Here is an 11,410-nt window from a genome sequence, read left to right as displayed (position 1 = left end):
GATGAAAATTCTTGTAACCGGCGGTGCCGGCTTTATCGGTTCGGCGGTCATTCGCTATCTGATCAATGAGACCGAACACAGCGTGGTCAACGTCGACAAGCTGACCTACGCCGGCAACCTGGCCTCATTGGGTCAGTCGGCCGAGAGCCCGCGCTACGCCTTCGAGCGGCTCGATATCGCCGATGCCGATGGCCTCAATGCGACTTTCGAGCGCCATCGGCCCGATGCGGTCATGCATCTGGCCGCGGAGAGCCACGTGGACCGCTCGATTCACGGCCCCGCCGATTTCATTCATACCAACCTGGTCGGCACCGGCGTGCTGCTGGAGGCGGCGCGGCGCTACTTCGAGGCGCTGCCCGCCGCGCGCCGCGCGGCGTTTCGCTTCCATCATGTGTCCACCGATGAGGTCTACGGCGATCTCGACGGCCCCGAGGGGCTTTTCACCGAAGAGACCCCCTATGCGCCCAGCTCGCCCTATTCGGCCAGCAAGGCGGGCTCCGACCACCTGGTGCGCGCCTGGCACCGCACCTATGGGCTGCCGGTGCTGGTCACCAACTGCTCCAATAATTACGGCCCCTTCCATTTCCCCGAAAAGCTGATCCCGCTGATCATCCTCAACGCCCGCGCCGGCCGGCCATTGCCGGTATATGGCGACGGTGGCCAGGTGCGCGACTGGCTCTATGTGGAGGACCATGCCCGGGCGCTGGTGCGCGTGCTGGAAGCCGGCGAGGTGGGGGAGACCTATAACATCGGCGGCCACAACGAGCACCGTAATCTCGAGGTGGTCGAGCGCATCTGCGCGCTGCTGGAGGAGTTGGCGCCCACTCACCCCGAGGGCGTGGCGCGCTACGCTGACCTGATCACCTACGTCACCGACCGGCCCGGCCATGACAGACGCTACGCCATCGACGCGGAAAAGATCGAGCGTGAGCTGGGCTGGCGCCCGCAGGAGTCCTTCGACTCCGGCCTGCGCAAAACGGTTGCCTGGTATCTAAACAACGACGACTGGATTGCCGGTGTGACCAGCGGCGCCTACCGCGAATGGACCGAGCGCCAATATGGGGCGCCGCCGGGCAGCGGTACACCATAAGGGCAGCAGGCATCCAAAAGGACGGATCTTCCGATATGAAACGAAAAGGCATTATTCTGGCCGGCGGCTCCGGCACCCGGCTGCATCCGGTAACCCTGGCAACCTCCAAGCAGCTGCTGCCGGTGTATGACAAGCCGATGATCTACTATCCGCTCTCCACCCTGATGCTGGCGGGCATTGACGAGATTCTGATTATCTCCACCCCCCGCGACACGCCGCGCTTCGAGGAGCTGCTGGGCGACGGCCGCCAGTGGGGCATTCGCATCGAGTACGCCGTGCAGCCCTCGCCTGATGGTCTGGCGCAGGCGTTCATTATTGCCGAGGATTTCCTCGCCGGCGCGCCGAGCTGCCTGGTGCTGGGCGACAACGTTTTTTACGGCCACGACTTCCAGCCGCTGCTGGAGCGCGCCATGGCGCAGGAAAGCGGTGCCAGCGTGTTCGCCTATCATGTTAACGATCCGGAGCGCTACGGCGTGGTCGATTTCGATGAGAACGGCCGCGCTACGTCGCTGGAAGAGAAACCGGCGGTGCCGAAATCGTCCTATGCGGTCACCGGGCTCTACTTCTACGACAGCGACGTGGTCGAGATGGCGAAAAATCTCGAACCCTCCGACCGCGGCGAGCTGGAGATCACCGACATCAACCGGCTCTATATGGCGCGCGGCGATCTGCAGGTCGAGATGATGGGGCGCGGCTTTGCCTGGCTGGATACCGGCACCCACGATTCGCTGCTGGAGGCCTCGCACTTCGTCGCCACCCTCGAACATCGCCAGGGGCTCAAGCTCTGCTGCCCGGAAGAGATCGCCTGGCGCCGGGGCTGGATCGATACCGAGGCGCTGCTGGCGCTCGCCGCGCCGCTGGCCAAGAGCGGCTACGGCCGGTATCTGCAACAAACCGTCAAGGCGGAGCGACGCTGATATGCAGGCTATCGAGACCGAACTGCCGGAAGTCGTGATTCTGGCGCCGAAGGTGTTCGGCGACGAGCGCGGCTTTTTCATGGAGAGCTTCAACCGCCGCGCCTTCGAGGCGGCCACCGGCTGTCGGCGCGAGTTCGTGCAGGACAACCACTCGCGCTCGCGCGGTGGCGTGCTGCGCGGCATTCACTACCAGCTGGAACAGACCCAGGGCAAGCTGGTGCGGGTGACCCACGGCCGGGTGTTCGACGTGGCGGTCGATCTGCGCCGCGCCTCGCCCCGTTTCGGGCAGTGGACCGGAGTCGAGCTTAGCGGCGACAACCACCGCCAGCTGTGGGTACCGGAAGGCTTCGGCCACGCCTTTCTGGTGCTCTCCGAGCAGGCCGATTTTCTCTACAAGGCGACCGATTTCTATCATCCCGCCTCGGAGCGCTCGATTCGCTTTGACGACCCGCAGATCGGCATTGTATGGCCCGAGGCGCAGGCCGCTGAGATGGCCCTTTCCGACAAGGATCGCGCCGCACCGCTGCTGGCCGATGCCGAGGTATTCGAATGAGCAATGGCATGGAAACCGGTGAACCTCTCGACTATCTGATTCTGGGCGCCAACGGCCAGGTGGGGCGCGAGCTGAGCCGGGCACTGCAGCCCTTCGGCCACGGCCGCGCGCTGGGCCGCGCCGAGTGCGACCTGGCACACCCCGGGGCAGTGGCCGAGACGGTGCACCGGCTGAAGCCGAAGGTGGTGGTCAATGCCGCCGCCTGGACGGCGGTGGACCGCGCCGAAGAGGAGCCCGACCGGGCGCACCGCCTCAACGCCGGCGCGGTGGCGGAGCTGGCCGGCGCCTGTGCCGAAAGCGGCGCCGCACTGGTGCACTACTCGACCGATTACGTGTTCGAGGGCAGCGGCGAGACGCCGCACGGCATCGACGCGCCGCTGGCGCCGCGCTCGGTGTATGGCCGTACCAAGCTGGAGGGTGAGCGGGCGATCGCCGCCGCCGCTGCCAAAGCGATGGTGCTGCGCACCAGCTGGGTATACGCCGCCCATGGCCACAACTTCGTGCGCACCATGCTGCGGGTCGGGCGCGAGCGCGATCAGCTGAAGGTGATCGATGACCAGATCGGTGCGCCTACCTGGGCGGCCACCATCGCCGACACCACGGCGCTGGCACTGCACGACTGGCGCCGCAGCGGCTGGGCCGACGACCGCGCCGGTAGCTGGCACCTGACTGCCGCCGGCGCGGTAAGCTGGCACGGCTTTGCGGTAGCGATTTTCGAGGAAGCGGTGGCGCTCGGGATCATGGGCGCCGACGAGGTGCCGCAGGTGGTCGCGATTCCTTCCGGCGAATACCCACAGCCGGCGCCGCGTCCGGCCAATTCGCGGCTGGATATCGCGCCGCTGGAGCAGCGTTTCGAACTTCGCATGCCGCACTGGCGCGACGCGCTGCGCCAGTGTATGAGAGCGCTTGAGCATGGCTGACCGATAACGCCGGAGTGAATCAATGCGTGCACCACTTGTTCCCGTTATTCTCTCCGGCGGCGCCGGTACCCGCCTATGGCCGGCGTCGCGTAGCCACTACCCCAAGCAGTTTCTGCCGCTTCTGGACCCGCAGCGTTCGCTGTTACAGCAGACGCTGGGGCGGCTGACTGGATTCGATCGGCCCGAGGCGCCGATTGTGGTCTGCAACGAGGTGCATCGTTTTCTGGTCGCCGAGCAACTGCGCCAGGCCGGCATCGAGGGCGCCGATATCGTGCTGGAGTCGGCGCCGCGCAATACTGCGCCGGCAATTGCGCTGGCGGCGCTGCAGGCGCTTTCCCGATACGACAGCGCCCGGTTGCTGATAATGCCGGCGGATCACCTGCTGGAAGACGAAGCGGCACTGGCGATGGCCGTCGAGCAGGGCAGGGCGCTGCTCGATGAGGGGTATCTGGTCACCTTCGGTATTACGCCGCGCTCGGCTCATACCGGTTATGGTTACATCCGTTCGGGGCAAGCGCTCACTCACGGTATGGCGGTGAGCGAATTCGTCGAGAAACCGGATGCCGCGACCGCCGAGGGCTATCTGCAGGCCGGTGGCTATTTCTGGAACAGCGGCATGTTCCTTGTCGATGCCCGCGCGCTGCTCGATGCGCTGGCGCAGCACGCTGCCGCCGTGCTGGAAGCGGCGACGCTGGCCTGGCAGGGTGGTTGCCGGGATCTCGATTTTATTCGCCCCGATGCGACGGCCTTCGAAAGTGGGCCGTCGATCTCTCTCGACTACGCCGTCATGGAGCACACCGAGCGTGCCGCCGTGCTGCCATTGAGCTGTGGCTGGAGCGATATCGGCGCCTGGGACGCCGTATTCGAGGCCAGAAGCGGCCAGCGCGATGCGGCGGGCAATGTCACCGAGGGCGATGTGCTGCTGGAAGGCACGCGCGATAGTCTGGTCATCAGTCAGTCGCGGCTGGTGGCGACGCTGGGGCTTGCCAGTGTGATTGCGGTGGAGACCGAGGACGCCGTGCTGCTGGCGTCTCGCGACCGCATGCAGGACCTGAAGCAGATCGTGGCGCGCCTGGAGCAGGCAGAGCGCCCGGAGAGCCGCACGCACTCGCGCGTCTATCGGCCCTGGGGCTGGTACCGTTCGATGGTTCGCGGTGAGGGCTTTCAGGTCAAGGAGATCATGGTGCAGCCGGGCGAGGCGCTGTCGCTGCAGAAACATCATCATCGCGCCGAGCACTGGGTGGTGGTGCAGGGCACGGCCAGAGTGACCCGAGGCGACCGCGATGATCACTCCATGACGTCGTTGACGACCACTATGGTCGCCGAGGACGAGTCGATCTATCTGCCGCTGGGTACCGTTCATCGGCTGGAAAATCCCGGCCGCATCGCGCTGCGCCTGATCGAGGTGCAGACCGGGCGCTATCTGGAAGAGGACGATATCGTGCGTTTCGAGGATCGCTACCGACGCGACTCATGAGCCGCGCGCTTTTTACACAAAACGCTTTTTTACACAAAAACGGCGCCCCGCGGGGCGCCGTTTTGCGTGGCATGGGCCCGAAAGATTCGGGCTCCTGTCCCGGCTTCAGGGGTTGGCGCTCTCCTGACGCTCGCTGACGTCGGCGTTTTCGACATCACCTACCGGACCATCCACGGGGCCGTCGACATCGACGGCTTCGTCTGTCGGGTTGGTTGCTTCACCCACGTTGGCGCTGCTGCTGTCGCTCGGCGCGCTGTCGTCACCGCCGGGCAGGTTGGCGCGGATGAATTCCGCCTGGCCTTCAAGCTGCAGCATGTTGGCGGTATCGATGCGAACCTGGCGCAGCATTTCCGGGTTGTCGGCAAGCTGCATGCCCAGTGAGGGAATGATGTCGCGCAGGGTCGACTGCCACGCGTCGCTCTCGAAGCGGTCGGGGAAGACGCGGGTCATCAGGTTGAGCATGATCGGCGGTGCGGTGGAGGCACCCGGTGAGGCACCCAGCAGTGCCGACATGGTGCCATCCTCGGAGACCACCACTTCGGTACCGAACTGCAGGCGGCTGCCATCTTCGGTTTTCTTGATGATCTGTACGCGCTGACCGGCATTCCACAGCTGCCAATCGTCCGGGTTGAGGTCGGGGTAATACTGGCGCAGTGCTGCCAGGCGGTCCTCGCGGTCCTGCAGGACCTGGCCGACCAGGTAGCGCACCAGATTGAAGTTGTTCAGGCCCACCTTCATCATCGGCAGGGTGTTGCTGAAAGTCATCGACGAGAACAGGTCGGTCCAGGAGCCGTTTTTCAGAAACTTCGTCGAGAAGGTCGCGAAGGGGCCGAAGAACAGCGCTGGCTGGCCGTCGAGGAAGCGGCGGTCGAGGTGCGGTACCGACATCGGCGGCGAGCCCTCGGCGGCCAGACCGTAGGCCTTGACGTCGTGACGCGACACCACGTCCTGGTTGGTGGTGTAGAGGAAGGAGCCGCCCACCGGGAAGCCGGCGTACTGCTCGGCCTCGGGAATGCCGGACTCCTGCAGCAGCAGCAGCGCCGCACCGCCGGCGCCGTTGAAGACGTAGCGGCTGTTGACGGTGTGGGTATCACCGCTCTCCAGGTCGGCGATGGTGACGCGCCAGGTGCCGTCGTCGTTGCGGTCCAGCCCGCGCACTTCACTGTTCATGGTCAGCGAGACGTTGTTCTGCCGGGCTAGGTTATCGGCCATCTGACGGGTCATGGCGCCCCAGTTGACCTCGGTGCCGAGCTGCATGCGGGTGGCGGCCATCGGCGTGCCATCCTCGCGGCCATCCATTACCAGCGGCATCCACTCGGCCATGGTGGCGTTGTCTTCGGTGTACTCCATGCCGGCGTAGAGCGGGTTCTCCGACATGCGGCTGTAGCGCTCGCGCAGGAAGTCGATATTGTCCTGCCCCCACACCACGCTGACGTGCGGCACGTTGGAGATAAAGTCGTTGGGGTCGGGCAGAATGCCGCGCTCGACCTGGTGGGCCCAGAACTGACGCGAGATTTCGAACTGCTCGGTGACGCCGATGGCGCGTGAAATGTCCACGCCGCCGTCATCGGTAGGCGGGGTATAGTTCATTTCGCAGAAGGCGGAGTGCCCGGTGCCGGCATTGTTCCAGCCGTCGGAGCTCTCCTGGGCGATGCTGTCCAGCCGCTCGTAGAGATGGATGTTCCAGCCCGGCTCGAGTTCGTTGAGCCAGGTGCCCAGGGTGACACTCATGGTGCCGCCACCGATCAGTACGACGTCGACGACATCGTCGTCGCTGGACGTGTTCTGCTCGCCGGCGAGCGCGAAGCCCGGCAGCATGCAGAGATGCAGCCCCAGGGCTGCGGTGAGCTGTTTTCTCATGTCTCTCTCGGCTTGCTGTTCGATGTTATGTCGGGAAAGCGGGGCGTGCCACGTTGTCCCGAAAGCTGTTTGGCTGCGACATTTTAGCGCAGCGGCAGAGAGAGGGTCTGTGCAGTTAAATATAAAAATAGGTAGCGATACTTTTTTTAATAAAAAAACACACTTGAAGTAAAAAAGCCCGCTCAAGGCGGGTCTTGTTATTACACACGAGGATGTGGCGATGTGGCGTTTGTTGTGATGTGCTAACGAATCTCTACCCCGGGCTCGCGCGGCCTGGCGGCGCCCAGCGTCACCAGCTGGTGTTCGTCGTCACTCACCTCGGGGCGGCTGTCGAACACCCTGAAGCTCAGCAGCACGACGCTCAGCAGCATGATGGTCGCGATGGCAATCAGTGTCAGCATGGACAACATTGGCGTTCTCCTCGGTGGGCAATGCCGCCATGATGGGGGCGCCGGATGAACAGGGGATGTCCGCTGCGTGAAGTCTGCATGACAGCCATGAGAGACTTTTCCAGCAGCCGGTCAGCGTTAAGTCCGACAGGCTGCTGGGCGTCATTTCAGGCTATTCTGGAGGTTTACCCGGCCATGAGTTCGACCATGTCAGATACCCGCTCGCCGCTTTTGATTTTCACCGACCTTGACGGCTCTCTGCTCGACCACGCCAGCTATGACCACGCGCCGGCCGACGGCTGGCTGGCGCGGCTTTCCCGCGCGCAGGTGCCGGTCATCATCAACAGCAGCAAGACCGCCGCCGAAATCGCGCCGCTGCAGCTCGAGCTGGCGCTGACGGGGCCCTTTATCGCCGAAAACGGCGGGTCGATCCATCTGCCGCCTCACTGGCGCAACGACGGAGATGACGGTCAGCGCGTTGACCGCCACGGCTGGGGGCTGGAGCTGACCGGTGCTTCATATCAGCGTATTGGCGAGGTGCTGGAGCAACTGCGGGCCAGTGAGGGGCTTGCCTTTCGCGGTTTCAATGACATGGCGCTCGAGGAGGTGATGTCGCTGACCGGGCTGGGTGAGCAGGGCGCCAGCCTGGCGCGCCGGCGCGAGGCCACCGAACCACTGGTGTGGGAAGATAGCGACGAGGCGCTAAAGCGTTTTACGACGCTGCTGGGTGAGGCCGGGTTGGCACTGACCCGCGGCGGGCGCTTTTATCATGTCATGGGGGAAGGCAGCGGCAAGGGGCAGGCGATCGACTGGCTGGTGGCGCGCTATCAACAGCTTTACGGCGTGCGACCGCGCACGATCGGGCTTGGCGATGGCCCCAACGACCTGCCCATGTTGCAGGCAGTGGACGAAGCTGTTCTGATCCGGGGGGAGCATGATATCGAGATTGACGTTGAGGGTATCGGTTCGCTCTATACAACAAAGACGAAGGGGCCTGAAGGCTGGTCGGAAGGGCTGGACCACTGGCTGGCGGCCTGGCAGGGAGATGCGCCATGAGTGATTTCTATCAGAACGGTATTATCACCAATTTTCACAATCTGACGCGCCGTCCGCTGGAGGATATGGAGGGGGAGCTGCTCGGCTTCTCGAAGCGTCGGCCGATGGGGCTGATCCTGCCGTCGCTGTTTTCCGAGCTGGAGGGGCCGGCGCTGAGTCGTATCGTCGATGAGCTGTCGAAGGTGGCGTATCTCGGCGAGATTATCATCGGCCTTGATCGCGCCAGCCGCGATCAGTTTCTCTACGCTCGCGACTTTTTCTCGCGCCTGCCGCAGCGCCACCGTATTCTGTGGAACGACGGACCGCGCCTGCGGGAACTGGATGCCGAGCTGGCTTCCGAAGAGCTGGCTCCCCAGGAGCCCGGTAAGGGCCGCAATGTGTGGTTCTGCTCGGGCTACGCGCTGGCCTCGGGAAGCGCCGAGGCGATTGCGCTGCACGACTGCGATATTCTCACCTATGACCGTTCGATGCTGGCACGGCTGCTGTATCCGGTCGCCAATCCGAACTTCAACTACGAGTTCTGCAAGGGCTATTACGCCCGTATTGCCGACGGCAAGCTCAACGGAAGGGTCGGGCGGCTGATGGTGACGCCGCTTTTGCGCGCGCTGAAAAAGATTCACGGGCCGCTCGATTACCTTAAATACCTCGACAGCTACCGCTATCCGCTGTCGGGTGAGTTCGCCATGCGCTCCGACGTGCTCAACGACATTCGCATTCCCAGCGACTGGGGCCTGGAGATCGGCGTGCTCTCCGAAGTGCACCGCAACTACTCCACCAAGCGCCTGTGTCAGGTGGATATCGCCGACAATTACGACCATAAGCATCAGCCGCTGTCAGCGGAGGACGCCTCCAACGGGCTCTATCGCATGAGCACCGATATCGCCAAGGCGCTTTATCGCAAGCTGGCAACGCTGGGCGTGACGATGAGCGAGGCGCACTTCCGCACGCTCAAGGCGACCTACTACCGTACCGCGCTGGATATCATCGAGAACTACTACCACGACGCTACCATGAACGGCCTGCAGCTTGACCGGCACAGCGAGGAGCAGGCGGTCGAGTTGTTCGCCCAGAGCATCATGGAGGCGGGCACGACCTTCCTCGAAAGCCCGCGCGACAAGCCCTTCATTCCCAGCTGGAGCCGCGTGCAATCCGCCTTCCCGCGGATGCTGGAGCGCCTTTACGACGCTGTCGAGGCCGATAACAACGGGGATGTGTAGACAGGAAGGGCTGAAAGCATGCGTGGTGCGTTGTATATTATGGAAATATACATTTGGCGCCGGATATTCCTGACTCCTCGGCGCTGCCTTCGGGCGCGAGCGTCGGTTTTGCGTCCCACCCAAGCCCCACCACCACAGGATCGTGATCCGAGGCGCGGTAGGGGCTGTCGTCGTAGAGCGCCTTGATCTGTCGGTCGCTTTTGTTCTCGGTGTTGTAGTCGAGCGCCACCGGTTCGTCGGCATTAATGTGCCAGATGGTGGCACCGGTCACCTGCCCGAGCAGCGAGGGGCTGGCCAGCGCATGATCGAGTGAGCCCCACTGGCCGTTATAGCGCCAGGAGTAGCCATCATCGAGGAGGGTGTAGCCCTCGGCCTGCAGGGTGGTGATGGGATCTTCCATGGCGTAGCTGTTGAGATCGCCGATGATCAGGACGTCGCTGTCGCCGCTGTGGGTGGGGTCGCTGGCCAGCCAGTCGGCCAACTGCTGCGCGGCCTCGACCCGGGTGGGATTGTTGTTGCCCTGGCCGTCGCCGATGGCCGTCTCGCCGTTGACCACGCTGCCCTTCGATTTGAAGTGATTGACCGCTACCGAGAAGACCTCGCCACTGCCCGTGGGATCGTTGTAACGAAAGCTCTGTACCAGCGGGGCGCGGTTGGCAGTGGCGAAGGCGCCGCTGCTGTTGACGGCGGCGCTGCCCACCGGCGTAACGCTTGCCGCGCGATAGATCAGTCCGACGGCGATGGCGTCGTTGCCGGGGGAGATAACCGCGCCCTCGGCGTCGCGCGGGGTGATGTAGCGCCAGTCGGCTTCAGGGGCGGCGCCATTGAGCGCTGCCACCAGGGTGGCGATCGCGCTGCTGTCACCGTAGCCGTCGTTGGCGATCTCGTTGAGGCCGACGATATCGGCGCCGCTGGCGTTGATCGCCGCTACCAGTTTGCGCTGCTGGCGCGCCAGCTCCCGGGCGCTGTTGGCGCCGCGCGGCGTGTGCTGATAGCCGCTCGGGGTGGTGATCTCGTTGCCGGCGCGGTCGAGGGTGGTGAAGTAGTTGAGCAGGTTGAAGGAGGCGATCCGCAGGTCGGCATCGCCCAGCGCCTCGGCGTCGGGCTGCGCCGGTCGCGGGTTGGCGGGTTGGAAATCGAGCCCGCCGTCGTTCTGGATGCGCCACTGCTGAAAGGCGAAGTCGAGTACGCCGGTGGCGATTTCGAGGGTGTCGCCGCCGCGCAGGGTATTGTCGGCGGCGAGCGCGTCGCCGCCGCGGCCGTACTGAATCTGTTGCGGGTAGCGCGCGCTGCTGGCGTCGTCGAGGATGATCGAGCGGCTCGCGAGGCGGTCGAGCCAACGCTGATAGCGCGCCCGGTGTGGGGCGTGCTGCTGGGTGAACGGCGCAAGACGCCCGCCGGTGGAGAGGGTGACGCTGCCGTAGCGTGCCAGCTCGAAGGTGTCGGTAACGCTCAGGGGCATGCCGTCCATACCACCCACCTGCACGCGCATGCTCTCGAAGGCGGCGAGGTGTGATTTGTCGTCGATCGGCAGGCTGATCCCGGCAGCGGTGGGCAGCGGCTGGCGGCGGCCGGTAACCGCCAGTGCCTCGATATCGCCCAGCTGCGTCTTGCCGCGGAACTCTTCGACGCTGCCGGAGAGCCGCACGCGATCGCCCGTGGTGACGTCGGCGAAGTCGGTGTCATCGGGCAGGTAGACGAAGAGGCCCTCCGAGGTGGTGGCGTCGCCGTCGCTGTCGGTGTCCTCCTCCTGCAGGAAGAAGCCGTCGAGGCCGGCGCGCGCGTCCAGCGTGACGATCGCCTCGACGCTGACCCGTTCACCGACCATGGCGCTCTGCATACCGCTGCCCTGAAGGGTGGAGATCAACGCCACCGGGGGAAGATCCATAATTGCTCCCTGCGTCCTGCTGTCACTTTCCATGCAGCTGATG

The 11,410-nt window shown here is 64.5% G+C and carries 10 protein-coding genes; 7 read left to right on the top strand and 3 right to left on the bottom strand.

Features of this window, described 5'->3' with window-relative positions; all coding sequences use genetic code 11:
- The first annotated feature begins 1 nt into the window (after position 1).
- From rfbB to H146_RS0111270, 5 genes are read left to right on the top strand one after another with little or no spacing between them, the layout of a single operon-like run.
- Positions 2-1,090: a dTDP-glucose 4,6-dehydratase gene (gene rfbB / locus H146_RS0111290; protein WP_019951086.1), complete on the top strand. Its 1,089-nt coding sequence runs from the start codon at positions 2-4 to the stop codon at positions 1,088-1,090.
- Positions 1,091-1,125: 35 nt separating this feature from the next.
- On the top strand, positions 1,126-2,007 hold the full coding sequence (rfbA, locus tag H146_RS0111285) for a glucose-1-phosphate thymidylyltransferase RfbA (protein ID WP_019951085.1): 882 nt from the start codon (positions 1,126-1,128) through the stop codon (positions 2,005-2,007).
- 1 nt (position 2,008) lies between these two features.
- Positions 2,009-2,560, top strand: coding sequence for a dTDP-4-dehydrorhamnose 3,5-epimerase (gene rfbC / locus H146_RS0111280; RefSeq protein ID WP_019951084.1), 552 nt, complete (start codon positions 2,009-2,011; stop codon positions 2,558-2,560).
- A gap of 8 nt (positions 2,561-2,568) precedes the next feature.
- The gene (gene rfbD, locus H146_RS0111275; protein ID WP_019951979.1) at positions 2,569-3,480 is read left to right on the top strand and encodes a dTDP-4-dehydrorhamnose reductase; all 912 of its coding nucleotides are present in this window, start codon (positions 2,569-2,571) and stop codon (positions 3,478-3,480) included.
- Positions 3,481-3,502: 22 nt separating this feature from the next.
- On the top strand, positions 3,503-4,957 hold the full coding sequence (locus H146_RS0111270; RefSeq protein WP_019951978.1) for a mannose-1-phosphate guanylyltransferase/mannose-6-phosphate isomerase: 1,455 nt from the start codon (positions 3,503-3,505) through the stop codon (positions 4,955-4,957).
- A 105-nt stretch (positions 4,958-5,062) separates the two neighbouring features.
- Here H146_RS0111270 and mqo read toward each other — a convergent pair whose 3' ends face one another.
- Together mqo and H146_RS21400 are read right to left on the bottom strand one after the other, a co-directional pair.
- Positions 5,063-6,817 (bottom strand): malate dehydrogenase (quinone), encoded by a 1,755-nt coding sequence (mqo, locus tag H146_RS0111265; RefSeq protein WP_019951977.1) that lies wholly within the window; start codon positions 6,815-6,817, stop codon positions 5,063-5,065.
- A gap of 242 nt (positions 6,818-7,059) precedes the next feature.
- Entirely contained in the window at positions 7,060-7,227 is a 168-nt protein-coding gene (locus H146_RS21400; protein ID WP_019951976.1) for a hypothetical protein, read from the bottom strand.
- A 186-nt stretch (positions 7,228-7,413) separates the two neighbouring features.
- On the opposite strand from H146_RS21400, the gene H146_RS0111255 reads away from it, so the two are divergent.
- Both H146_RS0111255 and H146_RS0111250 read left to right on the top strand, forming a co-directional pair.
- Positions 7,414-8,262, top strand: a complete 849-nt coding sequence (locus H146_RS0111255; RefSeq protein ID WP_019951975.1) for an HAD-IIB family hydrolase — start codon at positions 7,414-7,416, stop codon at positions 8,260-8,262.
- Entirely contained in the window at positions 8,259-9,479 is a 1,221-nt protein-coding gene (locus H146_RS0111250) for a glycosyltransferase family protein (protein ID WP_019951974.1), read from the top strand. The genes H146_RS0111255 and H146_RS0111250 overlap by 4 nt, the downstream gene beginning before the upstream one ends.
- Before the next feature lie 37 nt (positions 9,480-9,516).
- On the opposite strand, the gene H146_RS19180 is transcribed toward H146_RS0111250, so the two are convergent.
- A complete protein-coding gene (locus H146_RS19180) occupies positions 9,517-11,367 on the bottom strand; it encodes an ExeM/NucH family extracellular endonuclease (protein WP_019951973.1) in 1,851 nt (616 codons plus the stop codon).
- Between the last annotated feature and the right edge of the window lie 43 nt (positions 11,368-11,410).

It is taken from the genome of Kushneria aurantia DSM 21353 (genome assembly GCF_000382245.1).
GTDB classification, from domain to species: domain Bacteria; phylum Pseudomonadota; class Gammaproteobacteria; order Pseudomonadales; family Halomonadaceae; genus Kushneria; species Kushneria aurantia.
Note: the sequence above shows the minus strand (reverse complement) of the source record. Positions and strands in the feature narration are given on the sequence as shown.